Here is a 26,515-nt window from a genome sequence, read left to right on the forward strand (position 1 = left end):
GGGCGACACGCCCCTTCCGATCCCTTGCCTCATGTCCCTGATGGGGGACGTTGCCATTTTCTAAGGAGTGATTAATGTCCATACATCACATCCCGCAGGCCGAGCCACGTCGCTGGGCCATGTTTATCATTTTACTGGTCGGCGCTTTCCTGCCGCCGCTCGATTTCTTTATCGTCAACGTGGCACTGCCCGCGATTCAGCATGAACTGGGTACGTCATCCTCGGCAGAGCAGCTGGTGATCTCCTCTTATGCAGCGATGTATGCGGTGACGCTGATTACCGGAGGGCGTCTGGGTGATATTTATGGTCGTGGAAAAATGTTCTTTCTGGGGCTGATCGGTTTTGCCGCTGCCTCTGTGCTGTGTGGTTTTGCCTGGTCACCCTGGGTTCTGATTGCCGGACGCCTACTGCAGGGGGTGACAGCCGCCATTATGGCCCCGCAGGCGCTGGCTTCCGTTCAGGCTATTTTTCCTGAAGCGGAGAGACCGCTGGCGCTGAGTATCTATGGTGCCGTGTTTGGGCTGGCTTCTGTTATCGGGCAGGTGCTGGGGGGCATCCTGATTCAGGCCGATCTGTTTCATCTCGGATGGCGGGCAATTTTTCTGGTTAACCTGCCGGTAGCGCTGCTGGTTGTTCTTTTTGGCCTGCCGCTGCTGAAGGAAACGCGGGCATCCTCCGCTCAGCGACTCGATCCTGTTGGCACACTGCTGGCAACGCTGACGCTGAGCGCGCTGATTGTTCCGCTGATCGAAGGCCGGGAGGCAGGGTGGCCCTGGTGGACGTGGCTGCTCTTTGTGACGGTCCCGCTGCTGGCCTCGGCATTATGGCGTTATGAGCATCGCCTTAGCCTGAAGGGCGGAACGCCACTGCTGAATCCGACTGTGTTGCGCGCGCCGGGCCTGGGGCAGGGACTGGTCATCGTTTTACTCTTCTATTCGATTGGTACCTTCTTTCTGTTGTTTTCAGTTTATCTGCAGGGCGCGCTGCATCTGAACGCGCTGACAGCAGGCACGCTTTTTCTGCCCTTTGGTCTGGGATTTCTGATCGGGCCACTGCTCACCCCTTACCTGAGACGCTTTGTCGGCAACCTGCTCAGCGCCATCGGGATGGCATGCGAGACCGCGGGACTGGCGGGGCTGGCATGGCTGATCGCCACGACGCAGACAGGCCACTCTCCCGCCATGCTGCCGCTCGCGGCGCTCCTTTTCCTGACGGGGCTGGGTCAGGGGCTGGCCATGCCAACGCTGGTGCGGATGGTGACAGGCCAGGTTGCGGCGCCGTTTTCAGGGATGATTGCGGGCGTCACCAGCGCCGCTTTACAAATCAGCACGGCGCTCAGCGTGGCCGTCATCGGTGGACTTTTCTACAGCCTGCTCGGCAGTGATAAAAGTGCAGCCGGGATTTCGCAGGCGTTTATCGTTGCGCTTTTGACGATGGCCGGCTGCCTGGCGGTGGGGGCAGGGCTGAGTATCCGCTTAATCCGGCGCACCTCCGGGCGCACGGACGTCTCAGCCAGCGTTTCCCTTTCATCTCGCCGTCGCGGAACCGGTTAGTCATCCGTCGAGCGCGTAACCGTTTCCCAGCGATCGATCTCCTCACTGAGTGCCGTCAGCTTCTGGCGCACTAAGTCCAGGGCATCACTGCCCAGCAACAGATGAGCGGGTGGATTGTGGCTTTCAATCAGCGCCAGTATGGCCCGGGCAGCCTTTGCGGGGTTGCCGCGTTGCTTTCCGCTCTTTTCTTCACGGGCCTGACGGATGGGGTCGAATAATGCGTCATAGTCCGGGATCGCGCGCGCGCTTCTTACCATCGAACGCCCCGCCCAGTCTGTGCGGAATGAGCCGGGGGCCACAGCGGTAACCGCGATATTAAAGGGTGCCAGCTCCTTGCCTAAGGTTTCTGAAATGCCCTCTAATGCAAACTTGCTGCCGCAGTAGTAGCTGATGCCGGGCAGGGTGATAAATCCGCCCATCGAGGTGATGTTAATGATATGGCCGCGACGGCGCTGACGCATGCCCGGCAGCAGAGCCTTGATCATCGCGACCGCGCCAAAGACATTAACGTCAAACTGGTGGCGCATCTCTTCCAGAGAAGACTCCTCCATGATGCCTTCGTGGCCGTAACCGGCGTTGTTTACCAGCACATCAACTTTACCGAGGGTAGATTCAATCTCCCTGACCACCTCATCAATACGCTCAACCTCTGTCACATCCAGCAGACGGCCTGCCGCACGCGCAGGATCCAGTGCCTCAAATGCCTCCAGCGCGGCACGGTTACGCACCGTGCCGATGACACGATGCCCGGCCCTGAGTGCCTCCTGTGCCAGAGCAAGACCAAAGCCGCTGCTGACGCCTGTGATCAGGATTGTTTTTGCCGTTGTCATAATCAGAACCTCCATGAATTGTCGGAATTGCATGGTATTCTCTGTGGAGCCGGATTTTCAGGCCCTTTCTTCTCGTTTTCTTGCCTGATCTTATGAGGTGCAGCGATGTCCGACATGATCACCCTGATAAAAGCCCTTGCCCCGCAGGAGGGCTATAACCTGACCGCCTTATCGGGTGTGCGCATTTTGCGGTCCGATCGCCCGCTGGCCAGAACGCCGGTGCTGTATGACCCCGGGATTGTGATTGTCTGTCAGGGCAGCAAACGCGGTTATTTTGGCCAGCAGACCTACATCTATGATGAACAGCACTATCTGGCGGTGTCCGTGCCGGTTCCGTTTACGATGGAAACCGACGCGTCAGCAGCACATCCCCTGCTGGCCATTTATCTGCATCTGGATTTTCAGCTGGCCGCTGAGCTTATGTTGCAGATCAATCAGCATGAGGCGCTGCACCCTGCAACCGCGCCACAGAGCATGATCTCCAGCCCGATGGATGAGCCGGTGAGGTCAGCTGTGGAGGGGTTGCTTAAGGTCCTGAACAATCCGCTTGAAGCTGAGATTCTTGGCCAGGCGCGATTGCGGGAGCTCTATTTTCGCGTACTGACCGGTGCGCAGGGTAATGCCATGCGAGCCGCGCTGGCGTTACAGGGGCAGTTCAGCAGGATAGGAAAAGTATTGCAGCGCATCCATGCCACCTATGCAGAATCCGTGACGCTGACTGAGCTGGCTCATGAAGCGGGCATGAGCGTGCCGACCTTTCATCTTCATTTTAAAGCGATCACCCGCTTGCCACCGATGCAGTATGTGAAATCGGTACGCCTCCACCAGGCGCGAATGCTGATGGTTCGTCAGCAGATGACCGCGGCCTCTGCCAGTTTCGCCGTGGGCTATGAGAGCCCTTCGCAGTTCAATCGTGAATTTAAACGTTTGTTTGGCCTGCCTCCGGCAGAGGAGATCAAACGCATGCAGAAACACTTTGCTGTTCCGCCTGCGCAGGACGCCTCAGTTTTCGTTTCTTCACACTGACGCCGGGCTGACACTATTTTCTGGCCACAATCCGCATTTCCACCAGCGCATTCTCCGGAATGAATTCCGACACGCCGATCGCAGACCATGCCGGATAGGGGGCCTTGATATAGGCATCTTTCACGCTGGAAAACAGGGCGATATGTTTTTTCAGGTCGATATGAAAAGTGGTCATCTCCACAATGTTGTCATAGGTTAGACCGGCAGCGTTCAGGTAGACGCCCAGCTTATAAAACGCATCATGAAATTGCTCGCCAGGATCTTTGCTTATCGGTTTGTCCTTACGCGCAGCGGTAACCCCTGAGAGATAGAATGTGCCATCGGATTCGATAACCGGAGAGAAGTGCCAGTCATGGTAATAGTGTTTGAAGTCTTCAGGGACGATGGGTTTTTTCATGATCTCTCACGCTGATGAGCTTAGTGATTCAGGTCTGTTCTGCATCCCGATCTCTGCTCAGAGGTCAAATCCGCTCAGACCGGCTTAATCACCAGGTTAGCGCAAATGCAGGTTGCCGTCAGCTACACTCAGCATTCTTAACCCGTAAAAGGAAGAGAACATGAAAAAGTCACAGATGGCCCTGCTATCACTGCTGGTGGTTCTGCCGGTGACGGCCATGGCGCAGAAAGCAGAGATGAACATGACGCACGATATGCCTGACTCCGCCGCATCAAAAGAGTACATGGCGGGCATGCAGAAGATGCATCACAACATGATGGCGGCAATGAAAGAGCAGGATCCTGACAGGGCCTTTGCCAGCGGCATGGCCGAGCATCACAAAGGAGCGATTGCCATGGCTGAAACGGAGCTGAAATATGGTAAAGATCCTGAAATGAGAAAGATGGCGCAGGAGATCATCAAAGCGCAGAAGGGTGAAATCGAACAGCTGGAAAAATGGCTGCAGAAATAATGGCTGCGATGGCGTGAAGCGCATTCACGTGATGATCTTCACAACGTTACCGCCAGAGAGTCTTGCTGCCGTTGCTGGTGCTTTATTAAACCCGCAGGGCTGACTTGTGGGTTTAAGATTCAGGAGAGTGTGATGATCTGGCTCGTGACAAAATATGCGATAACGGCCTTTATGGTTGTACTGATCTCAGAAGTGGCAAAGCGCAGCGACCGGCTCGGCGGCCTGCTCGCGGCCCTGCCGCTGGTGACCCTGCTGGTGCTTATCTGGATGAAGCTGGAAGGGCAGGCACAGGAAAAAATAGCCGCTCACGCCTGGTATACCTTCTGGTACGTGGTGCCGACACTGCCGATGTTTATCCTGTTCCCCTTTATTTACCCGCGTGCTGGCTTCTGGCTGACACTGCTCATCGCCTGCGCGATAACCGTCGTGCTCTTTGCCCTCTGGGCAATATTACTGAAGCGATTTGGAATCATTCTTCTCTGAATAAGTCTGCATGCGTTAATAAGCGCTGAAAAAGGCCATTCGACTTGCTGCCTTAATACCGGCATCTGTCACCATGAAGTGCCGGTGAATTAAATCCTCAGACAGAATCAGAATGACTATTTTATGCGGCCAGTTTGCGTTAAAACACCATTTCTTCATTGTCTGTCCGAACATTAAAATAATCTTTTTCTTAAAGCAGGAAACGCTGCTTTGAGAGATCGTGAGATTGTTAACTTTGCCGCGTTAGCTAATATTTCAGAGACGCAATCGATATTAAGGAATTCCATCATGCTTAAGCAACGTACTCTTAAAGCAGCCGTTGCGCTGGTTATAGGTTTTGCCGTCTGTGCTGCACCGGTTTATGCAAATCCTGGCAATGGCAATGGCAATGGCAACGGTCACGGCGGTGGTCAGGGTAACGGGAATCACGGGAACAATGGCGCGCACGGCAATAAAGGGCCGGGTAACGCAAAATCAAAAAACGAACATGGACATCGTAAAAATGCCGGGAAACCCGATCGCGTAGACGCCGACATCAACTTCTCTCGTGCACGGAGCCTTGCCGTCAACTATGGCCTGGTTGGCTATCAGTCCCTGCCGCCGGGCATCGCAAAGAAAGTGGCACGCGGTAAACCGTTGCCGCCCGGCATTGCGAAAAAAGCGTTGCCCGCTTCCATGCTAAACGATCTGCCTTACTATCCGGGCTACGAGTGGCGAGCCGTGGGCGACGATTTAGTGCTGATTGCCCTGAGTACGGCAATCGTGACCGCCGTCATCAACGGTGTATTTGATTAACCCTGTAACAGAGACTCCGCTCAACGCTGGCGGAGTCTTATCAGCCAGGTTCATCGTCAGGTTGAAAAACGGGTGAGGGCAGGTAATACCTGAAAGATTAAACGCTGCGATAAGTTGTGTATTATTGTCAGGCTATCAGAACAGGTTAATCAGGAAAAAGCATGGACTGGGACACGCTGGTTACACTTTTAAAATTCAAACGCTGGATTGATGCCGAAACCCTTAAAACGATTAAAGGCCTCAGCGACAATGCTGATGCACATAAACGTCACCTGATGTTAAGGCTGATGAACCACATCTATGTGACAGACATGATTTTCAGCGCCAATATTTCGGGGAAGCCACACGGCTATACGGCCCTGAACACGCCTGAAACACCCTCAGCAGAAGAACTTGAAGTTAAAATGGCCGTCTGTACCAACGGATATATTGAATATGTCAGCGCACTCTCTCCCGCCGATTTAGACGAAACGATTACATTCCGTTTTGTCGATGGAGGCGAGGGCAGGATGAGGGCCGTTGATATGCTGAATCACATGCTTTTGCATGGAAGCTACCACCGCGGCGCAACAGGCTGGTTAATCTCGGAGTGCGGTGGTGTTCCGCCCAAAGATGTGCTGACCGTTTTTCTGCGGGATCACAATCACTGACAGGAAGGATCTTCTGGCGGCGTTGATGGCCGCCATACGTCTTCACGCAGCCGGTCTATATCCCCAGACTGGCCAGCAGATCATCCACATCATCCTGACTGGCGGCTGGTTCAGCGGAGAACGCAGGTGCCGGCGGCGTAGCGCGCGCGGCGCTGGATGGTGAGGCTGATTTATCGCGGATCACCTGGATTAACTGCTGCTCTGCCTGATTCAGCACCGCCATCATCGCCTGCACGATCTGCCCGGTAATATCCTGGAATCCCTGCGCCATCATAATGGCGTGCAGATGCTGACGTGTCAGATTCGTGGCATGAGGGACATCATCCAGCAGGGCAACGGTATCTGCCGCTAACAGATGTGTTTGCTCTTTCGTCATGGATTCTGCTGACGTGGCATTCCAGCGCTGCAGTAATCGATCCGCCTTTTCTGTCAGCTGAGTCTGCACCGGTTGAGTGATTTCAACGCTGTTAATAACCTCATCTGCGGCTTCACGGGTCAGTGTGACCACGTAGCCCAGTCTTTCACGCGCGTTGGGGATGCTTCCCGCAACCTCGGCAATGGTTTTATCCAGTCCCAGCTGTTGCAGACTGTCCCGAAGCGTCCGCAGGATAGCGCCCGCACGCGCCGTGATCTCGGTGATTTCCTGTTGCTCACTATGGGTATCGGGTAATGACATGGGTGCTTTCTCCTGCGTAGGCAATGTCGCTATCTGCTGTTATCGGCAGTTCCTGGCGGAATTTGATTTTTTTCTCCTGACGGCGGGGGAGGGGGGGATGGGAAGGCGGCTTAAACAGCATGAAGAAACGTCAGCGTCGTATCTGATAAAAGCGGTTATGCGGCTATGTGAATAGCAAGCTATAAATAAATCAGCGATTTTATCGCTTGCTATTTACTTTGGCATTTTTTGTGGTAGATTGGCTTTAACGATGGGTAGATGACCCTCGAGAGATTTTTTATTCAGCCCTGGCAATCCTGTCAGGGCTTTTTTTTGGGCTGGATCTCTTCGGTCTGCTCATCTCAATGACTCGCCAGGACATAAAGCCCCTAACCTACAGCGCTACAGCCCCGGCGCTGTCATCACGCATCAGGTTTGTGTCTGATGTTTATGGCACGCCATCAGACTTGTGCTTCGGCGGCGTCCATCATCGCTGGCAGGGCGCTGAACAGCGCCTGAATAGCCAGCCTGACTTTCAGCGACTGATGCGGCGTGCGCAGCCAGACGACAGAAACCGGCCAGCTTCCGGAGGTATGTTCTTTCAGTATCTGTTTCATGCTGCCGCTGATGAGGTCGTCCCGCACCAGCCAGTAAGGTAACCAGGCGATACCGGCCCCCGTCAGCGTCATATCTTTTACCGCCTGCATATCATCCAGGGTGAATCGGGCAGGCGGCGAAATCTCCACCGCGTCACCCCGTTCATTTTTGACCTGCCACTTCAGCACCTGTCCGCCACGGATGTAGGCCACTGCCGCATGGTGCCGGAGTTCATCCGGGGAAGCCGGCTCGCCAGCCTGGCTGAGATAGTCCGGTGACGCGCAAAAGACCATCGTGTGATAAGCCAGCCGTCGGGCTATCAGGCTGCTACTGTCAGCCAGCGCGCCAATCCTGACTGCCAGATCGAAACCCTCCCCGGACAAATCGACCTGACGATCGCTGAAAGATATCTCCAGTTCCAGCTTCGGGTGCGCTTTCGCCAGCGCGGAGAAGACAGGCGAGACACAGAGGTGCCCCAGCAGCACCGGCACCGATACGCGGAGTTTACCGCTGGCCTGCAGTTTGCCGCTCTCCAGCAGATCTTCGGCAGCCTTGAGTTCGTTCATCGCCCGGCGACAATATTCATAATAGAGCGCGCCTTCATCGGTAAGACTCTGTTTGCGGGTGGTGCGGTTAAATAGCGTGACGCCAAGTCTCTCTTCGAGACGGGCGATGGTTTTTGCGACGGCAGAGCGCGTAACGTGCAGCCGCTCAGCTGCCTGAGAGAAACTCATGGATTCAGCCACGGCCACAAATACCGGAATGGTGTTCATTTCGCTTTTCATATTGTCGCCTCAGCGGAATCAATGAAGAGAAATAGTATCGCCGTCGTATCTTAAAAGGCAATGCTACGATTCTGATCTCTGCTCTTAACCCCTACAGGAATCGCGATGAATCACACCATGAAACGCTGGACACTGAATGAGATTGGCCGTCAGCATCTGACACTCACCGAGACAGCCATCCCGCAGCCGGGTCCGGGCGAAGTGCTGGTCCGGGTAAGTGCCGTTGCCCTTAACTTCCGGGATAAGGTCATTATTGAAGGTGGGATGGGAAAAGGAATGCCGATGCCTTTTACGCCGGGTTCCGATATGGCCGGCGTGGTTGAGGCTGTCGGTTCGGGCACGTCTCGTTTTAAACAGGGTGATCGCGTCATCTCCTCGTTCAACGCAGAGTGGATCGAGGGAAAGGCGGTTAACAACGCCAGAAATCCGCACTACAACACCCTCGGCTACGCCTTGCAGGGCGTGCTGGCAGAATATGTGGTGATGAACGAAGCGTGACTGGTCAACGCCCCGCAAACGCTGAGCGATGCGGAAGCCTGCACCCTGGTCTGTGCGGGGCTGACCGCCTGGTTTGCACTGATTGAACGCGGCGGCCTTAAAGCGGGCGACAGCGTTCTGGTGCAGGGAACCGGCGGGGTGGCTCTGTTTGCACTTCAGATCGCCCGTGCGATGGGTGCAGAGGTCTTTATCACCTCCTCCAGCGATGAGAAGCTGGCGGCAGCAACCGCGCTGGGGGCAACCCATGGCATTAACCGTCAAAAGGAAGAGTGGGTCGAAGCCGTTTACCGCCTGACGCACGATCGGGGTATTGACCATGTGATAGACACCGTCGGCGGGCGTAACTTCGCCGATTGTGTCCGCGCTGTCGCCTCTCATGGCCGCATCTCTCTGATCGGGATGATGGACACGCACGATACGTCAGCCTCTGGCGGACTGCTGCTGCTCAAATCTCCGACGGTTCAGGGCATCGGCGTGGGGCATCGGCGGGCGCTGGAAGATCTGGTCCGGGCGGTGGATGTCATAAACATGAAGCCGGTCATCGATAAAGCCTACCGGTTCGATGAACTGCCTGCGGCACTGGCGCATCTTGACCGGGGCGCATTCGGGAAGATTGTTATCAGCCTGGACTGACAGCGCGCCCGGCCTTAACCAGGGCCAGCACAAAACCATCCCATCCCTTCTCACCCACCGTCTGAATGGCGGTAGCGTCAAGCCGCTCATCCTCAGCAATCATCCGGACAAACTCCCGCAGGCCCCGGACATTAGGATCGTGACTCTCCGCATCAAGCACCTGTCCGCCACGCACCGTGTTATCACCGACGATAACCGTGCCCGGGCGAGAGAGTCTGATGGCCCATTCCAGATAACGTGGATTGTTCACCTTGTCGGCATCAATAAAAATCAGATCAAAGGGCGCCTCCAGGTCAGGCAGGATATCAAGCGCTGCGCCAGTGTGCAGCGTAACGCAGTGCGTCAGCCCGGCTTGATGGATATTCTGGCGGGCGACCTCTGCATGATGCGCACTGTATTCGATAGTGGTCACGCTTCCATGCTGAGGAAGCGCTCTGGCCATCCAGATCGTGCTGTAACCACCAAGCGTACCGATTTCAAGAACCCGGACGGCCTGCGACATCCGGATGAACAGTGACAACATTTTTCCCTGCAAAGCAGACACATCATGAGCAGGTAAGCCCTGCTTTGCGTTGTTAGAGAGCGCGAAATTTAATTCAGCATCTTCGGGCGCAAGCTTTTCAGAAAACCAGGCATCCACCTGTGCCCACTTATCTGAATCTGTCGAGGGATAGTCAGGGATTCGCATAGGTTATTCACTCTCCTCAAAAAAGGTGTTTTCCCGGCGCGGCTGGCCCGACAGGGCCAGGACGGCCAGCGCGCAACACAGTGTGATGCCTGCCAGCACCCGGAAAAGGCACAGATAGGCGCTGTCATAACTATTCTGGACCACTGCGCGGGAAACGCCGGGTAAAAGTGTTAGTGCCTGCTTAAGATTGCCGCCTCCCAGCCAGGCTGCCGCCTGGTGAATCTCCGCTGATGTCAGCCCCTGAACGCTTTTGCTGAGGTTCATAGCGTTCATTCTGGTAATAAAGGCGGAAACCATCGCCAGCGCGATGCCTTCTCCCGCTACACGAACGGTGTTGAACAGGCCGGCCGCCATCCCGGCTTTTTCAACCGGAACCGCAGAGAGGGCAAGTCCATCCGTCAGCCCCCACGGCAGCGCCGCGCCTGCACCGGTTATCAGCAATGCGACGATAAGCAGCAGGGTGCTGTGACCCTGTAACGCCTGCCCGAGGAAAAGTAACCCGGTTGCCGCGATCATCAGCCCGGATGCTGACACCACGGATGGTGAAAACCAGCGCGTCAGCACGGCGGCGCAGGCGGGAAGAACCAGCATCGGTGCAGTCAGGGCCATAAGAAAAAGCGCACTTCGCGACTCGCTGAATCCATTTCCCCCCATAAAGTGCAGCGGGACGATGATTAATAGCACAACGTAGCAGTAGCAGGTTGCCACCGGCAGCAGCAGAATCCCGGCGAAGCGCGGGCTGCGCAGCAGAGAAATATCGAGCACAGGATGGGCAATGTGCTGGCAACGCACAATAAATGCACCCAGAAACAGTATGGAGCAGAGGAACAGCACCAGCGGCAGAGGGGATAAAAACCCGACCGTGGGTAACAGCATCATCGCAGTGGTAAACAGAATCAGCGCCGCGGTAAACAGCGTCAGCCCGGCCTTGTCTGCCGGATGAGAGGCGTTCAGCGCCGATAGCGGCAGGTATGCTCTGCCAGCGAGCAGCACGCCGCCTGAAAGCAGCGCAAACAGGGTATAGACCCAGCGCCAGCCGAGGGTATCGGTAATAAAGCCCACCGCCAGCGGTCCAAACGCTAAGCCAGCGCCGAAGAGGATGCCGAGCAGGCTGAACATCCGCGTCCGGTCTGCGCCCTCATAGATCCCGGCCAGCAGCGCGCTGCCGCTGGCTAAGAGCATGGCCGCGGCCAGCCCCTGCAGGGACCTGAGCAGGCCCTGCATTATCAGGTTGTTCATCACGCCGATGATGAGACTGCAGAGACAGAACAGCGCTGCGCCAGCGATAAAAACAGGTTTTCTGCCGAGGGCGTCTGCAGCAATGCCTGCTGTCAGCAGAAAACTGCCAAACGTCAGCATAAATCCATTCGTCAGCCATGACAGCTCGCCAGGGGAACCGCCCAGCATGTGCTGGATGGCAGGCGTGGTAACCACACCGCCGGTGAAACTCAAGGGCAAAAGCAGCGCCGCCATAAAAACGGTAAGGGCGGCTGGGGTTCTGGTGTGGCGAAAAATCGCGCGGGCTCTGTATGACATAACAAGACCTTTTATCCTGACAGCGAATGAGTGAAAACTGCTGCGATGTTATTGCGGACATCTGAGTGGATAAATAGACTGGATGGACGGTCTCAATGGACATAAAGTTGATAATCGATGGATAGCCTGACTTCTCTTACCTCTTTTGTGCGGACAGCCGAGACGCTGAGCTTTGTTCAGGCTGCGCGACTGCTGGGGATTTCAGCGTCAGCAGTCGGTAAAAACGTCGCCAGACTTGAGCAAAAACTGGGCGTGCGGCTTTTTAACCGCAGCACAAGAAATGTGAGCCTGACGACGGAAGGGGCGGCACTCCTGACCCGATGCAAAGCGATCCTGGAGCAGCTTCAGGAAGCCGAGTCAGCACTGGCGAGCAGTGCCGCAGAACCCGCAGGCAGACTCCGGGTCTCACTGCCCGCCGCGGGCTACAGATTACTGCTTCCTGCGCTCCCCGCATTTACCCGCCGTTATCCTCAGATCGAACTGGATCTGGATTTCAGCGATCGGCTGGTGAATATCATCGACGAAGGGTTTGACGTGGCGATCCGCAGCGGCGAGTTAGCTGATTCCAGGCTGACGGCAAAGAGGCTGGGTCATTTCCGCTTCCTCCTCTGCGCCAGTCCCGCTTATCTGAACAATTCCGGGGTTCCGGCGTCAGCGGATGATCTGGCTGAGCACAGGTGCATTTTTTTCCGCCTGCCCGCCACCGGCTTGCTACAGACGTGGGAGCTTCAGGGGCTGCGGCCCGGGGCTGAACCCAGAGCGGCATCGGTGTTGACGGTAAATAACATTGAAGCGGCGATTGGCCTGAGCTTATCGGGAATGGGTATCAGCTATCTGCCCGACTTCGCCGTTCGCGACGCGCTGGCTGAGGGACAGCTAAAAGAAGTAATGCAGGGTTGCTGTACACAGCAGGGGCACTTCTCCGCCGTGTGGCCCTCCGGCCGCTACCTCTCCGCCCGGGTCCGCTGCTTTATCGATTTTATTGCTGAATCGGGACTGGCCCTTTAAGACCGCGTCACGCCTGCTGCGACGGTTCAAACCAGGGTGTCACCAGCATATGCGGCAGTGCGAGCGCGGCAAGGGCGGCAAACAGCGACCGGATGCCCGCAGCGTCACCGGGTAACATCATATAAATGATCAGCGAGGCCAGCACTATGGCCGCGGTGAATATCGGCCAGGTCAGATGGAGATAGCCCGCGTACGTGGTAAAGCCCAGCTGGTCACGGCGCAGTCGGGTTTGTGGCAGCGCGTGCAGAATCAAAAATCCCATCGAAAAGCCGACGAAAGGCGGCAGCAGCAGCAGCGCCAGTATGCCCGCGATAAGATGTCCATCCCGCCGGAGAAGCCCGGTGAGGGTCAGCCCCAGCGCACCAATGCCACCGAGGATCGCAAGGGCCGCCGTCACAGACCCCGGCATCACGGATGCCAGCCCGGCCTGATGCAGGATAGATCTGAACGCGGGCAGATGAAGGGTGGCCGGGGCCGCTATCATCGTGATCCCCCGCGCCAGACGTTCTGTCAGTCCGCCGTGCGGTGCATCCTCAAGGGCAAAATGGACAGCTGAGGCGACCAGAAAACCGGGCAACGCCAGCCCTGGCGCGCGGTGCCACCAGAGCAGACAGAGCGCAATCACTGCGCCATACAGGGCAAGAAACGGCAGCCGGCGGCGACGCTGAACCACGTCCAGATCGCTGGCGCCGTGCGCCATGCCGATAATCCCGATAGCGATAACCGCAAACAGCACCTGTACGGACAGCGGGCAGAAGGAGGCCGCCAGGGCTGCCCCCCACAGAGCCATCCATCCGGCCCCTGATCGTGTTATCACTTCACGGTACCCGTGCGGCGGGTATGGTCGAGCGCTTTTTCCAGGTTAGCCGCCGCGTAAAAGGCATAGAAGACCTTCGCGATGATATCCAGTACTAAAAATGCCCAGACCGATGAGGGATCGGTAATGATTTTCAGGCCTTCCGGACCGACGAGGAACACAATCGGATAGATGAACCAGACGACGGTCAGCAGCGCGACATTTTTATTGTAGGCACCTGCCAGTGCACTGCCGCGATTGGCCGCCATGGTGCGAAGCGGTCCCCACAGCAGGTAAACCACACCCAGAAACGCGGCACAGGACCAGAGGTACCAGACCCATTTCGCCGCCGCCGTTTCAGCCAGTGACGAAACCAGACCGGTGATAATCATCATGACATCCAGCACGATGATGGCAGTGAGAAAACCGCCCATTTCACCGGGTTTACCGTGTTCATGGAAGGCGAGCATAACCAGTCCTGCCAGTAAAATCGGCGTCGTAATCGACCAGTCAGCGTAACGCGCCAGATAGACGGTGCTGCCGCTGTCCAGCGTCAGATTACCGAACCCGAATGCCATGGCCAGATAGGCGGTGGCGGCGATAAAAGGGACGGATGCATGCATGAGGGTATGATGACGGGAAGGAAATGTTTTGCCGCCGGTGGCGTAAATAACCAGTGACGCAATTGCCATGACCGAAAACCCGATCAAAAATGCGGTTTGATCCATGTTAATCTCTCCTGAGCAGTAGCGCGGAAATCCCGCCTGCTGCGTTGCCATAAATTGAATGCGTTTATATTCCGAAAAGAATATGCATTCAGTATATGGCGATTTCAGCAGCCTGCTCATTGTCAGGACGATTTCCGCCTGCGGATTAAAATAAAGAGGGTGAAAAGCCTTCGTTATCTGATTTAAAAAAGAACGGTGATGTTACGTTCTGTTTCTTAGCGTTTCGTTTTCCGATCGGCTGTCGGGTTGCCGTCAGGCTTACTGGTTATTTTATTCTTAAAATTCAATCACCTGAATGCGTTTAGAAACGGAGTTTCTGTTTCACCCAAAAAAGAGAAAGTACAAGAAAAATATTTTTATCTGGAAAAATGAACACGCTGTACTAAGTCAATCCCGTGACGACATCAGGATTCAGGTCAGCGATGAGTGAAATAACAGAAGTCAGCACCTCTTATTGCCCGCCAGGATAATCAGAAAACCCGAAACGGCGTCCTGAATAGTGACCCGACAGAAAAGGGAAATATCCTGTAAACGATCGTCGCGGGCTGAGGCGAGGGCGCTAATAAGTGCGGGAAGAGGACGGAAATAGTCAGGCCCGCATCGTCATTCGTTTATCTGCTTTAGTCTTTCGGTTCACCGCTGCGTGTTGCGCAGACCGCATCTGTTTTGTTCTCTGCGCCATGATTATGCCTGCGTGAACGCTGCAACCGGTCAGTGATGTCTGGCACCAGGGCGGAAAGCCTGCTGTTTAGCCAGCAAGGCGATCATAAACGCCACTGCCATCAGCGCCATCAGCGCCCACGGAAATGAAGCGGCACCGGCACGATTGAGCAACAGTCCGCCGAGAATGCCGCCACTGGCGATCGCCAGATTCCAGGCGGTCGTCACCATCGCCTGAACCACATCCACATGGTTGCCTGCCGAATCAGCGGCGGCCGTCTGCATCTGGGTTGATGCCCCACCGAATGACCATCCCCAGACGATAACCGCCAGGAAGATAACAACCTGTTCCCGCATGCCCATAGCCAGCACCACAGAGACCGCAGCCAGTGCCGCCAGGCTGAGCAGCACCAGCCTGCGCAGGTGGCGATCGACCCAGATGCCGGTCGTCCCGATCCCGGTTAATGCGGCCAGTCCGAACACCAGCAGGATAAGACCGACAGCGTTGCTCATGTCCGACAGCGCCAGAAAGGGCCCGATAAAGGTATAAAGAATGTTATGGGCCGTCATCCAGAGAAAGATGACCGCCAGCACCGGGCGAACACCCGGCATACTGAAAACCTGCCAGACGGGCAGACGGCGGTCTGCCTTTTGTCCCGGCAGATCAGGAACGGCAACCCATGCCCAGATAAACAGCACAATCGCCAGGGCAGCCATCACGCCAAAGGCGACCCGCCATCCCAGCATGTTTCCCAGCCAGGAGCCTGCGGGTGTGCCCAGGGATAACGCAACCGGAATGCCGACCATCGCAATGGCCAGGGCGCGACCCTGTAAATCTGGCGCAACAAGACGCCGCGCATAGCCCGCCAGCATTCCCCAGGCCAGCCCGGCCGCCACACCGGACATAAAACGGGCCGCCAGCGTGAGCCAGTAGCTGGCAGAAAAGGTGGTGATGGTGTTGAAAATCACAAAGATCCCGATAGCGAGCAGCAGGACTTTTTTGCGGCGCCAGCCGCTGGTCAGCACGGTCAGCGGGATCGCCGCCAGCAGTGACCCCAGAGCATAGAGACTCACTAATTGTCCTGCCATCACCTGAGAGACGCCGAGTCCCTGACTGATGTCCGGCAGCAGACCGGCCGGCAGGGTTTCGGTCAGAATGGCGATAAAGCCGGTCATGGCAAAGGCCAGCAGGGAGGCGAGCGGCAGACCCGCCTGAGCGGTGACTTCACGGGGTTCGATATGGGCGGACACGTTAACCTCTTTTAATCTCACTGAAGGAAAGAAGCCGCTGACAGCGGACTTCGTGACATATGTATCGATTGGTATATTTATCGAAACTAGAGATCGGGTCGTCACTTGTCAAGCACATATGTATCGATTAGTATTTAAGTCTCACAGGCATGAACAGGAGGGGCTATGGCTCAGATGGGACGTCCACGTTCGTTTGACCGGGACGAGGCGATTCGTCAGGCAATGTTTCTTTTCTGGCAGCATGGCTTCGAGTCCACCTCGCTTGCTCTGCTCAAGGCCAGTCTCGGCAACGGCATTACCGCACCGAGTTTCTACGCTGCATTTGGCTCAAAAGAGGCGCTGTTTGAAGAGGTTGTCGACTGTTATCTCTCCTCATATGGTCAGGTTAACGACTGTCTCTGGGACGACGAGCTCAGGCCGTTTGATGCCATAGAACAGGCATTACGCGCTTCCGCAAAGATGCAGACCGATCCGGGGCATCCCAGCGGCTGTTTGATCGCCTTGTCCGTAAATACCTGTTCCCCTTCAAACGAGCACATCCGCACCTTACTGGCAATCCAACGCCAGCGCACCCGGTCGGGGTTTTTGCGCTGTGTCGTCAGAGCCAAAGAGGCGGGCGAGCTGGCTGCCGACACCGATGCGCGCGCGCTGGCACAGACCTTTCACAGTTTTGAGACAGGACTTTCGACGGAAGCGCGGGATGGGGCAACGGGAGAGGAACTGGATGCAGCCGTGACGGCTGCGCTGAAAGTCTGGGAGAGGTTTACAACGAAGGCGGCATAGCCTGAAGCCATAGACGTTTCATCATAAAGCCCGCACCGGGCGGGCTGAATACGCCTACAGGCCGACCAGCGTAATGCGTTTCCGGGCGGTCAGCGTTTCATACAGCGCTTTAGCCAGACGGTCAGGTTCCACCACGCCACATTCCGACTGCTCGCCGTCGGGATCAGCCCAGAACGATTTAATACGCAGTGTGGTGTTGATCCTGGCGACGCGCTCCATCTCCAGCACGGCAAGCACCTGATGCCGCATCTCTCCCCCTTTAACGCTCGATTTAGCCTCTATCACGGCTGCGCGGGTGGCTTTTCCGTCATAGATGACATGGCAGCGTGCGCCGTTAAGGTTGAAAGTATGAAGCACCTCATAAAGGCCCTGAACTGTCTTTGCACTGTAGGATAATGGCATATCAAACATAACAGATCCCTCTGACGCGGAACGGTGTGAGCCCCCAGCATAGGTGAACTGTAACCAGAGGAGAAGTTACTGTTTTTTAATGAGAAATATAGATATCTAAGGATACTGTAACGTCCGTGATTTTTATTCCAGTTCTGGCTGGCACTACCAGAAAGCGAAGCGCGAAAAGAGGAGGCCTGGCGGGGGCGGATTTGGGTTAATAAAAAGCCTGCACGAGGCAGGCTAATCGTTCCAGCAGAATGTATGCACACAATCTGATATTTGTCTGCTTCCGCCATCGTACAGGAGAAATATCAGGATAAGATTAAGAATAATCGCTATCTCAACGCATTAACTTTTGTTGTGCGCGACGTCCTGATTACGCGGCGTGCGGTCAGTTTATTTTTGTGCCTGCGTGTTTTGCTCAGCCTCTTTCTGTTTTTTCTTCGCCATATGATGACCGACTGCGCATCCGGCTGCGGCGCCAGCCACACCATGATGGGCAAGATGACCTGCCACGCCGCCTGCTACGGCACCCTTCAGACATCCGGCGGCGTTAGCCTGCAGGTTGACGGACAAAAACAGACCGGTAGCCATAACGATAACTGATAATTTTTTCATCTCTTCCTGTCCTGGTGTTCGTGGTTGTATGTTCATGCCGACAGAGCATAGCCGCTTTTTTTCACTTCAGGCTGGCCCGGTCAGAGTTATCGCGAAGTTAGTTACCGGTCGTTACGCTTTTGTCGTTCTTCACCTCAATGCGTGATTTATTTCAGCGGGTGTCATACTGGATCGAAATTAAACGACAGATAAACGAAAGCAGAATGCGTTCATCTCTTTTCTCTCTGTTTAACCGGCGATGAGAATATTGAAGGCTGTAATGAAGCAAAAAAAATAAATAGTCCGTTTTTATTTTCATTCCTGAAAATTTTTATTAGTTCAGCGAAAAAAAATTAAAAAATGAGTTGATCCCATATGGCAAAGATTGTTGAAATCAGGCGGCAGGTTCAGCCGGCGGCTATTTAATTATTGTTTAGCTTTCTCAGCTGAAAGATAAACAAAATCTAAATAGATGAGCACGGTGAAATTATTTAACGCCATGCAGGGGAGTTCACTGAACTGAATTTCACTCCTGTTCTGGAAAACATTCTTTAATGCTTTCCTGTGATTAACCAGAACGAATGACACTATCATGAAAAATATACTCATTACCGGGTCAACAGGTTTTTTAGGCGGCGCTGTCGTCGCCCGTTTATTGCAGAACAGTCCCAGGGACAGACTGCTGCTCCTTGTCAGAGGCGAAAATGTTGAGGAGGGGGTAAACCGCGTTAAAACAAACCTGAAAAACTTTGGGTTAGATGAGTCATTAATCAGCACGATAGAGAGTGAAAATATCATTCTGGGCGACCTCGCCTTCACGGAAAACTTTATCCACGACACGCGCCTTGACGACGTGACGCACGTGATTAACTGCGCCGCCGTCGCATCCTTTGGCAACAACCCCTTTATCTGGAAAGTGAATGTTGAGGGCACGTTTCAGTTTGCCGAGCGCATGAGCCGGGTTGCGGGGCTGAAGAAGTTTATCCACGTGGGTACGGCCATGTCCTGCGCCCCGGAACCGGGATCGCTGGTGACCGAGAGCGAGCTGGACTCCAGCCGCGATCAGCACGTTGTCGAGTACACCTGGAGTAAGGCCTCAATTGAAAAACTGATGACGGAAAAGCTGCCCGGGCTGCCGCTGGTTATCGCGCGTCCTTCGATTGTCGTGGGCCATTCCGATCAGGGTTGTCTGCCCTCAGCCAGCATTTTCTGGGTGTTCCGGATGGTGCTGGCGCTGGGTAAATTCACCTGCGAACTTGGCGATCGGATTGATGTGGTGCCGGTTGATTACTGCGCAGAGGCACTGGTACTGCTGCTTGATGCGGAAGCGGTGATCAACGAGGTCATTCACATTTCTGCCGGGGCGCAGAGCAGTGTCACCTTCGCGGAAATTGACGAAGCGATGGCCAGAGCATCCGGTGAAAAAGCCCTGGGACCGGATTATCAGAAGGTCTCCTATAAACACCTGGCGGAGAGCAGAAGAACCTTTAAAGATCTGTTCGGGCCCTGTAACGAACGCATCATGCTGCGTGCCATGAATTTATATGGTCATTTTTCCAATCTGAATGTGGTCTTTGATAATTCAAAATTACTGCAGCTGGGAATGAGCAGGCCTTCACGCTTCACCGATTATCTGGATCGCTGTGTGGTGACGACGCGCAATTCCACGATTGCAGAACTGATGCAGGTGGACTTTAAATAGCAGATTCCGGGCGTGGATGGCTGGGGTATTGAGCTCAGGAGTTGATGTGAAAATGAAAAAGCGCTTCCGGAGGGAAGCGCGTTATTTTCAGAAGGTGAACGTCAGACCGGCATAATAGGCGCGACCCGGTTCATTATAGGTTGAGGCACCGTCTGCTTCGCGATACAGCTGTTTATCCAGCAGATTATTAATCCCGGCATTGGCGCGCAGGTTTTTTGTAATATCATAATTAAAGTTAATGCCAAAGACGGAATAAGCACCTACTTCACGATCAGACATCGATCCATTTTCCGTCCGCGACTCGGCATGGCGGCGCGGTTTCTGACGCCCATACATCGTCCAGTTCAGGTCAGTCGAGAAATCCTGCGTAACCTGCCAGTCGAGCAGGGTATTAATGGTATATTTGGGGATGATCGACAGCGGGTTACCGGTCTCCTTATCCTTAGACTCGATCATATAGGTGGCATTAGTGCGCCACTCCAGTGTGTCCTGGACCAGTGGGATCGTGACGTTACCCTCCAGCCCCTCAACCACCGCTTTGCCGCCGTTACTCCATTGCAGAATATTATTGCCATTGGAGGCATAGCCCAGCACCTCGGTACCGGAGACGATTTTGTTTTTATAGTCATTGCGGAACCAGGTGATCCCCGCAATATATCCCTGCTGGCTGTACTCAATACCCAGCTCTTTATTAACGCTGACTTCCGGATCAAGATTTTCATTACCCAGCAGAAAGCAGCTGCCTCGCGCAACATTGACCGGACAGCCGTTGCCCCGGGTCGCCAGTAAATACCCTTCACTGGACTGATAGAGGTTGGGGGCTTTAAAAGCACGGGCAATACCCGCCTTCAGCGTAAAACTGTCGCCCAGTCCCTGCGAGATATTCAGCGACGGACTCCAGTTAGCGCCGAACGTATCGTGATAATCAAAGCGCAATCCGGGGATCACTTCAGTGCTGTCCGTCAGGGCGATGTTATCTTCAACGTAGAGGGAGCTGAGCGTGGCGCTGTTTTTACTGTTACGACTGCCGGGGTCACCACTGACTCCATTGATCGACACGCCTGGCGCACGGGTGCCGTTCATGGAGTTGGGATCGTTCAGCTCATCCCGGTTCCACTCGGCGCCCAGCGTCACGGTCTGCTCACGCAGCAGTTCCAGCGGGAAACTGATCTCTCCGCCAGCACGATAACTGTCGAAACGGCTGGTCGAAAAGGTTCTGCTGTTGATCCGGCCTTCACCTGAACCGGCTGTGCCTTCGTTCAGGCGGGTATTGTTGGTTTTTTCATAGTTGAAGGTGAGTTTCGACTGCCCCCAGTCCCAGATCCCATTGTGGGCAAGACCCCAGGTCTGACGATAGAGCCGGTTGGTCTCCGCGCCATCGAGCGATTCGATCAGCGCATTACCGGCCCCGTTGCTGTACTGCGTATCACCGGCATAGATATTGCCCTGGCGGCTATAGCCGTAACTGAAATCCAGCACCTGAAGCGGCGTGATCTTCCAGGAGAGCACGCTGTTAATGTCTTTGTTGCGTACACCTTCACGACCGGCGGCAGCCGAGCCATTCTGCGACTGGTTAATATCGAAGGCATCACTGTCGGTTTTGTTGATGTTGCCGTAGAGACGCATGGTCAGCGCATCGCCTGCCAGCGGCCCGCTCAGATTGAAGTTGGCGCGGCGCGTTGCGCCTTCTTTATTATCTTCCGGCTGGTTGGTGTAGAGCGACAGCGAACCGCTCCAGTGATCGGTGGGACGTTTGGTAATGATGTTCACCACACCGCCGGCCGCGCCGGAACCATAGCGGGCTGCCGCCGGTCCGCGAATGACTTCAATCCGCTCGACCATTTCAGGTGGCACCCAGTTAGAGTCACCGCGGGAGTCACGCTCGCCGCGCCAGCTGTATCGAACCGAATTGCGCGAGGTGGTGGGAACGCCATCGATCAGAATCAGGGTGTTTTCCGGCCCCATGCCGCGAATGTCGATCTGGCGATTATTGCCGCGCACACCATTAGCACTGTTGCCGGTAAGATTAACACCCGGCATTTTGCGGATAATATCGGAGAGGTCATTGACCGGCGGATTCTTTCTGATGTCCTGCGCGGTGATCACCGATACCCCCGGCTGCTGCTTTAACTCCTCTTCGGCGGTGACCAGCATGGTCTGATCGTCGGCCAGCTTCTCCGTCTCTTCCTGACTCGCCCCATTGGCAGAAGTACTTAATACGCCAGCCAGCAGCAGCGCAGCAGGGCGTTTATAGACACGCATGGTTACATTCACTTAGAAGTTCTCCCTGAATCGTTAATGTATGTAAGCAAATGCGTATGATAATGATAATAGTTCGCATTGTATATCGCAGCAGGGAATCTTTACATTCCCGCATTCGCGATCGTGCTGTCGCCTCAGAGATCGACAAATTCGTGCAGAAAGCGTACAGGTGGGAGGCGTCGGGTTCTGTGTCGTGGCCCGTTTTGATTCTCAGATTTCATCAGAATGCGTTTCTGTGACTCCAGACTTAATAGGTCTGGAGTCACAACGACTGAGTCAGTAGAATGGCCCGCCTGTAGAGTGAACGGGAGAGTAATGTGATCGATCGGACATCCAGCCCGGTGCGCTCCGCGCATGTCGGCCAGCACGTCATGATCTGGCTGGAGCAGGTTAAGGCCGCCTCGTTAGGTGAGCTGGATAACTTCGGGGATGAAGGAACCGTAGAGCAGGTCATGAAGGTCTGGGTCAAACTGTCGCTGCTGATCAGCCGCCGCCGCCCGGAGATCGCCGTTTCTTCTCTGCTGAAACATGTTCTGCCCGGTATTGGTTCTCAGCCGCTGAAAAATCTGACGCGTCTGCGTCTCAACCGTCTCTATAACATCCTGATTGCGGAAGGGAAAAAGGAGGAGGCGCGGCGGGTCTTTGCACTGACGAAACAGTTTCTGGCCTGGGCCGAGATGCAGGGCTATCTCGATCACTCCCCGATTGCCTCAATGAAAAAGCGCGATGTGGCGGGCCGGGCATCACCGCCGCGCAGTCGCCAGCTGAGCGATGCGGAGATCTGGGTTTTCTGGCACGGGCTGGATAACTGGGCACTGTCGGAACAGGCGCGCTGGGCGCTGCGGTTGTGTCTGGTCAGCGCCCGGCGACCGGATGAGATTGTGCAGGCGCAGAAAGCGGAGTTTGATCTGCAGCTGGAACTCTGGAAGCAGGGCACGCGTAATAAATCACAGCGGGAACATGTGCTGCCAATCTCACCGCTGATGCGTCAGTGCATCGAGGCTCTGCTACAGGCCGCCGATCCGGACTCCCCCTGGCTGGTGCCCGCACCCCGCGATCCGCAGCAGCCGCTCTCTAAAGGCGCGCTCAATCAGGCGCTGCGCCGGATGATCCGCGCCCCGCGCGGGCTGGGACTGGAAGCCTTCACGCCGCGCGACCTGCGCCGCACCGCGCGATCCAAACTCTCTGCGCTCGACACGCCCAACGACGTTGCCCGCAAAATCATGAACCATGCGCTGGAAGGGATCGATCGGGTTTATGACACGCATGACTACCTGAGCCAGATGCGCATCGCCATGAACCGTTTTTCTGCTGCCGTTGAACAGATCATCGCCTGCGAAAGTTATCATCAGCTGCAACACCGCTATGAGGGTGAAACCCTGTTACTCGACGAGCGCGCCATCATGGCGATGGCGCGCTGACCGGACCGTCAGAAGTGGTAACGCAGCCAGGCAAAGTAGACGTTACCGTTATTATGCGTGCCGGGAATGTAGGTCATCTGGAAATCGAGATCGCCATAGCCGATGGCGGCAAGCGGCAGTATCGCCGGCACCGGGATGTAATCCCAGTTGTGACGGGCCGTCACACCGGCGGTATAACCCGCGCCCCAGTGGAAATTCTGATCGGCCAGCGGACGCCACGTCGCCACCCAGCCGTAGCCGCCAAAGGGCTCCCACTTATTAAAGGAGTCCTTGAACGCCATTAAGTAGATACCGTTCCAGTTGCCTTTCTCATCGTAGCGGGAGATACCGCCACCGGCGCCCCAGGGTCTTTCATTATATTTATCAATATGTTCCCGGTCGTAGGTCGCACGGTTGTGCCACGTGATAGCGGGCAGGTAAAAATCGATACCCTGTGGCTGCTGCCAGGTCGTGGCAACGTTATTGCTGAAGGTGTTCCAGCCAGCACTGACATTCTGCACCAGCGTGGCAGACCAGGCAGAAGGGGCTGAAAACAGACTCAAAACGGTCGTCGTCATCAGCGCATTGAAAAGGGAAGTTTTGCGCATGTGCGAATTCCTGCAATCTCTGGTGTTTAATAAGGTAATAAAAGGGTTAAGGCGGGTATTGTGGCATGAAGAGTGACAACTTCAGGTCAATGAACGGCCCTTACGGGATATTATAGTGACGGTAAGCGAAACGGCACCCGAATTTTTCTGATAAAGCCGCCGGGATTAATCGGGCAGCTTTTCTCATCTCCCTCTTCCCGGCTTCTCCGGCACCGATCATTTCCTGAAAAAACCGGCATCATCTGTTAACAAAATCTTGCAATGAAAATCGCAATGCGTATATTTCTCATTTGCTTTAAAGGTTTATCACACCCGCCTCAGGCGCACAGGGAAAACGTTTCTGGTTCCTCAAACCAAAAGCAGGGCAGCGATGTCCGCAGGATGCACGGTCGTGACAGTGGCAGATAAAAATCATAAAGATAATTGAGGAATAAATGAACGCATTTGAATTTCAGCGTGCCGGGGAAACGGGCGCGACGGCTTCGCACCGCCTGTTCCGCCTCTCCCTGCTGGCTGCCCTGGTCGCCACCTCACTGGGACAGAACGTGGCCCGCGCCGCAGAAAGCGCGGCGCCCGCCGTCAGCGATGAGCAGACCCTCACCGTCAGCGCCTCTGCCGATGACGGCGTGACAACGTCACCAGCTACCGATTACAGCGTACCGGTTACCCGTGCAGGCACAAAAATGCTCGGTACCGTGCGGGATGTGCCACAGTCTGTCAGCATCGTCAGTTCGCAACGGATGGCTGACCAGCAACTGCAGTCGCTGAATGACGTTCTGGCTAACACCACCGGCATCCGCGGCGTCAGTGTCGATATGGATCGCACCAGCTACTACTCCCGCGGCTTTTTGATCGACAACTATATGGTCGATGGTATTCCTACCGCGTTTGCCGAGCGCTGGAATCTGGGTGACGCGCAGACTGACATGGCGCTCTATGAGCGTGTTGAAGTGGTGCGCGGGGCAACCGGTCTGCTGACCGGTCCGGGCAATCCCTCGGCCGCCATTAACATGGTGCGTAAACATGCGGACAGCAAAACGTTCGGCGGCACCGTCTCCGCCAGCTACGGCAGCTGGAACAAACAGCGTTATGTGGCCGATCTCTCGGCACCGCTCAGTGACAGCGGCAATGTCCGTGGCCGCCTGATCGCGGGCTGGCAGGATAACAACAGTTTCATTGAGCGCTACGGCGCTAAAAAACAGTTTATCTATGGCGTGGTTGATGCCGACCTGACCGACTCTGCCACGCTCTCGGTCGGGTATGAGTTCAGCCAGGTTAACACCGATTCCACGATGTGGGGGGGCGCGCCGCGCTGGTATACCGACGGAACGCAGATCCACGCCCGTCGCGGCTATAACACCGCGCCTGACTGGGCCTACAACGACAAAGAGAACCGCAAGCTCTTCGTCAACCTGAAACAGGACTTCGCTAACGGCTGGAACCTGACGCTGAACGGCACGCACAATGAGATGCGTCTGGACAGTAAGCAGATCTATCTCGATGGCTTCTTCGATCGCAACAGCGGCGCGGGTGTCTCCTCCTATGCCAACTACCCGGTGGTGGGCGGGACCGGCTACAACACCGGAAAACGTAAGGTGGATGCAGTCGATGCCTTTGCCAGCGGACCGTATGAGCTGCTGGGACGTCAGCATGAGCTGATGGTGGGGGTCAGTTACAGCCGTCAGGATAATAAATATTTCAGTACGTTTGAGAACATCTCGCCTGAATCGCTGGGCAACTTCAACGATTTCAACGGCCAGTATCCGGAATCAGCCTGGACACCGCGCCTGCCGGCCAGCGATACCCAGCTGGTGCACCAGAAGTCGACCTATATGGCAACCCGTCTGTCGCTGGCCGATCCGCTGCATCTGATCCTCGGCGCCCGTTACACCAACTGGAATCGCGAAACACCCGGCGGTGAGATGGAGAAGAACAACACCACGCCGTATGGCGGTCTGATTTATGACTTCGCCGAAAACTGGTCTGCCTACGCCAGCTACACCTCGGTATTCCAGCCGCAGGATTATCGCGATGTCAGCGGGGCGTACCTGTCGCCGGTGATCGGAAAAAACTATGAGGCCGGTCTGAAATCAGACTGGATGAACAGCCGCTTCACTACCTCACTTTCCGTGTTCCGCACCGAACTGGATAATGTCGGAGAAGCCACCACGCAGATCGTTCAGGGTTCCGGCGATGTGGCCTATATTGGCCGCAAAGGGGTGGTGAGTCGCGGCGTGGAGTTTGAGGTCAACGGCGCATTAACCGATGACTGGCAGATGACCTTTGGCGGCACGCGCTACATCGCAGAAAACCGCGATGGCACGACGTTTAATCCGCAACTGCCACAGACCAGCTTCAACCTCTTCACCAGCTACCGTCTGCCTGCCCTGCAGGCACTGACGCTGGGCGGCGGCGTCAACTGGCAGACGCACATCTGGAACGATGTCGGTGCGCCGGAAGGCAATGGCACCTGGCGGGCGCGTCAGGGCAGCTACGCGCTGGTTGACCTCTTTGCCCGCTATCAGGTAAATAAAAATCTGTCGCTGCAGGGTAACCTGAATAACCTGTTCGACAAGGCGTATGACACCAGCGTCGCCAGTTCGGTGGTCTACGGCGAGCCGCGTAATTTCTCGGTCACCGCCAGCTACACCTTCTGATCGCACTCCATGAAAACGCCTCAGCCGGGGCGT

Annotated in this window: 24 protein-coding genes and 1 pseudogene; 12 read left to right on the top strand and 13 right to left on the bottom strand. The window is 55.5% G+C overall.

From position 1 onward, the window contains the following. Window positions 1–74 precede the first annotated feature (74 nt). Complete coding sequence (locus tag HFD97_RS06985; RefSeq protein WP_167431633.1) at window positions 75–1,553, top strand: MFS transporter; 1,479 nt, start codon at window positions 75–77, stop codon at window positions 1,551–1,553. Here the strand turns inward: HFD97_RS06985 and HFD97_RS06990 are convergent. Further along, window positions 1,550–2,383, bottom strand: a complete 834-nt coding sequence (locus tag HFD97_RS06990; protein ID WP_167431634.1) for an oxidoreductase — start codon at window positions 2,381–2,383, stop codon at window positions 1,550–1,552. The two genes, HFD97_RS06985 and HFD97_RS06990, sit on opposite strands and share 4 nt — an antisense overlap. 105 nt (window positions 2,384–2,488) lie before the next feature. Between HFD97_RS06990 and HFD97_RS06995 the strand changes: the two genes are divergently transcribed. Further along, window positions 2,489–3,409 (top strand): AraC family transcriptional regulator, encoded by a 921-nt coding sequence (locus HFD97_RS06995; RefSeq protein ID WP_058957129.1) that lies wholly within the window; start codon window positions 2,489–2,491, stop codon window positions 3,407–3,409. Between the two features lie 13 nt (window positions 3,410–3,422). On the opposite strand, the gene HFD97_RS07000 is transcribed toward HFD97_RS06995, so the two are convergent. Beyond that, complete coding sequence (locus HFD97_RS07000) at window positions 3,423–3,806, bottom strand: Rid family hydrolase (RefSeq protein ID WP_140029134.1); 384 nt, start codon at window positions 3,804–3,806, stop codon at window positions 3,423–3,425. A 175-nt stretch (window positions 3,807–3,981) separates the two neighbouring features. On the opposite strand from HFD97_RS07000, the gene HFD97_RS07005 reads away from it, so the two are divergent. From HFD97_RS07005 to HFD97_RS07020, 4 genes are all read left to right on the top strand, one after another. Beyond that, entirely contained in the window at window positions 3,982–4,317 is a 336-nt protein-coding gene (locus HFD97_RS07005) for a DUF305 domain-containing protein (protein ID WP_370528408.1), read from the top strand. A gap of 132 nt (window positions 4,318–4,449) precedes the next feature. Beyond that, window positions 4,450–4,800: a DUF3147 family protein gene (locus HFD97_RS07010; RefSeq protein ID WP_009092904.1), complete on the top strand. Its 351-nt coding sequence runs from the start codon at window positions 4,450–4,452 to the stop codon at window positions 4,798–4,800. 288 nt (window positions 4,801–5,088) lie between these two features. Continuing rightward, window positions 5,089–5,595 (top strand): anti-virulence regulator CigR family protein, encoded by a 507-nt coding sequence (locus HFD97_RS07015; protein WP_140029136.1) that lies wholly within the window; start codon window positions 5,089–5,091, stop codon window positions 5,593–5,595. A gap of 161 nt (window positions 5,596–5,756) precedes the next feature. Continuing rightward, window positions 5,757–6,245 carry a DinB family protein gene (locus HFD97_RS07020; RefSeq protein WP_150029095.1) on the top strand — a complete coding sequence of 163 codons (489 nt, stop codon included), beginning with the start codon at window positions 5,757–5,759 and terminating at the stop codon, window positions 6,243–6,245. Window positions 6,246–6,300: 55 nt separating this feature from the next. On the opposite strand, the gene HFD97_RS07025 is transcribed toward HFD97_RS07020, so the two are convergent. Then, window positions 6,301–6,921 carry a protein phosphatase CheZ gene (locus HFD97_RS07025; protein WP_167431636.1) on the bottom strand — a complete coding sequence of 207 codons (621 nt, stop codon included), beginning with the start codon at window positions 6,919–6,921 and terminating at the stop codon, window positions 6,301–6,303. A 440-nt stretch (window positions 6,922–7,361) separates the two neighbouring features. Beyond that, on the bottom strand, window positions 7,362–8,282 hold the full coding sequence (locus HFD97_RS07030; protein ID WP_167431637.1) for a LysR family transcriptional regulator: 921 nt from the start codon (window positions 8,280–8,282) through the stop codon (window positions 7,362–7,364). A 105-nt stretch (window positions 8,283–8,387) separates the two neighbouring features. On the opposite strand from HFD97_RS07030, the pseudogene HFD97_RS07035 reads away from it, so the two are divergent. Further along, window positions 8,388–9,413, top strand: a pseudogene (locus tag HFD97_RS07035) (NAD(P)-dependent alcohol dehydrogenase). Here HFD97_RS07035 and HFD97_RS07040 read toward each other — a convergent pair. Together HFD97_RS07040 and HFD97_RS07045 are read right to left on the bottom strand one after the other, a co-directional pair. Next, window positions 9,400–10,101 carry an O-methyltransferase gene (locus HFD97_RS07040; protein ID WP_167431638.1) on the bottom strand — a complete coding sequence of 234 codons (702 nt, stop codon included), beginning with the start codon at window positions 10,099–10,101 and terminating at the stop codon, window positions 9,400–9,402. The pseudogene HFD97_RS07035 and the gene HFD97_RS07040 overlap by 14 nt on opposite strands. A gap of 3 nt (window positions 10,102–10,104) precedes the next feature. Continuing rightward, entirely contained in the window at window positions 10,105–11,637 is a 1,533-nt protein-coding gene (locus tag HFD97_RS07045; protein ID WP_167431639.1) for an MFS transporter, read from the bottom strand. A gap of 117 nt (window positions 11,638–11,754) precedes the next feature. Between HFD97_RS07045 and HFD97_RS07050 the strand changes: the two genes are divergently transcribed. Beyond that, window positions 11,755–12,645 carry a LysR substrate-binding domain-containing protein gene (locus HFD97_RS07050; RefSeq protein ID WP_150029091.1) on the top strand — a complete coding sequence of 297 codons (891 nt, stop codon included), beginning with the start codon at window positions 11,755–11,757 and terminating at the stop codon, window positions 12,643–12,645. A 7-nt stretch (window positions 12,646–12,652) separates the two neighbouring features. Here the strand turns inward: HFD97_RS07050 and HFD97_RS07055 are convergent, their stop codons facing one another. The 3 genes from HFD97_RS07055 to HFD97_RS07065 form a co-directional block, all read right to left on the bottom strand. Then, complete coding sequence (locus tag HFD97_RS07055; protein ID WP_167431640.1) at window positions 12,653–13,435, bottom strand: Brp/Blh family beta-carotene 15,15'-dioxygenase; 783 nt, start codon at window positions 13,433–13,435, stop codon at window positions 12,653–12,655. A 23-nt stretch (window positions 13,436–13,458) separates the two neighbouring features. Then, the gene (locus HFD97_RS07060; protein ID WP_058957156.1) at window positions 13,459–14,169 is read right to left on the bottom strand and encodes a bacteriorhodopsin; all 711 of its coding nucleotides are present in this window, start codon (window positions 14,167–14,169) and stop codon (window positions 13,459–13,461) included. Window positions 14,170–14,880: 711 nt separating this feature from the next. Further along, window positions 14,881–16,080 (bottom strand): MFS transporter, encoded by a 1,200-nt coding sequence (locus HFD97_RS07065; RefSeq protein ID WP_167431641.1) that lies wholly within the window; start codon window positions 16,078–16,080, stop codon window positions 14,881–14,883. A gap of 165 nt (window positions 16,081–16,245) precedes the next feature. On the opposite strand from HFD97_RS07065, the gene HFD97_RS07070 reads away from it, so the two are divergent. Continuing rightward, on the top strand, window positions 16,246–16,863 hold the full coding sequence (locus tag HFD97_RS07070; protein WP_167431642.1) for a TetR/AcrR family transcriptional regulator: 618 nt from the start codon (window positions 16,246–16,248) through the stop codon (window positions 16,861–16,863). A 54-nt stretch (window positions 16,864–16,917) separates the two neighbouring features. Here HFD97_RS07070 and HFD97_RS07075 read toward each other — a convergent pair whose 3' ends face one another. Both HFD97_RS07075 and HFD97_RS07080 read right to left on the bottom strand, forming a co-directional pair. Then, the gene (locus HFD97_RS07075) at window positions 16,918–17,274 is read right to left on the bottom strand and encodes a hypothetical protein (protein ID WP_009092918.1); all 357 of its coding nucleotides are present in this window, start codon (window positions 17,272–17,274) and stop codon (window positions 16,918–16,920) included. A 378-nt stretch (window positions 17,275–17,652) separates the two neighbouring features. Further along, window positions 17,653–17,874, bottom strand: coding sequence for a hypothetical protein (locus HFD97_RS07080; RefSeq protein WP_009092919.1), 222 nt, complete (start codon window positions 17,872–17,874; stop codon window positions 17,653–17,655). Between the two features lie 571 nt (window positions 17,875–18,445). On the opposite strand from HFD97_RS07080, the gene HFD97_RS07085 reads away from it, so the two are divergent. Next, on the top strand, window positions 18,446–19,555 hold the full coding sequence (locus HFD97_RS07085) for an SDR family oxidoreductase (RefSeq protein ID WP_140029146.1): 1,110 nt from the start codon (window positions 18,446–18,448) through the stop codon (window positions 19,553–19,555). Window positions 19,556–19,642: 87 nt separating this feature from the next. Here the strand turns inward: HFD97_RS07085 and HFD97_RS07090 are convergent, their stop codons facing one another. Next, a complete protein-coding gene (locus HFD97_RS07090; protein ID WP_185155341.1) occupies window positions 19,643–21,817 on the bottom strand; it encodes a TonB-dependent siderophore receptor in 2,175 nt (724 codons plus the stop codon). Between the two features lie 371 nt (window positions 21,818–22,188). On the opposite strand from HFD97_RS07090, the gene HFD97_RS07095 reads away from it, so the two are divergent. Then, window positions 22,189–23,238, top strand: coding sequence for a site-specific integrase (locus HFD97_RS07095; RefSeq protein ID WP_046102962.1), 1,050 nt, complete (start codon window positions 22,189–22,191; stop codon window positions 23,236–23,238). Window positions 23,239–23,246: 8 nt separating this feature from the next. Here the strand turns inward: HFD97_RS07095 and pagP are convergent, their stop codons facing one another. Next, a complete protein-coding gene (gene pagP / locus HFD97_RS07100; RefSeq protein WP_276047261.1) occupies window positions 23,247–23,825 on the bottom strand; it encodes a lipid IV(A) palmitoyltransferase PagP in 579 nt (192 codons plus the stop codon). A 434-nt stretch (window positions 23,826–24,259) separates the two neighbouring features. Here pagP and fhuE point away from each other — a divergent pair, with 434 nt between their 5' ends. Continuing rightward, the gene (gene fhuE, locus HFD97_RS07105) at window positions 24,260–26,482 is read left to right on the top strand and encodes a ferric-rhodotorulic acid/ferric-coprogen receptor FhuE (protein WP_167431644.1); all 2,223 of its coding nucleotides are present in this window, start codon (window positions 24,260–24,262) and stop codon (window positions 26,480–26,482) included. Window positions 26,483–26,515 lie beyond the last annotated feature (33 nt).

The organism is Pantoea sp. EKM103V (assembly GCF_011800365.1).
GTDB lineage: Bacteria > Pseudomonadota > Gammaproteobacteria > Enterobacterales > Enterobacteriaceae > Pantoea > Pantoea anthophila.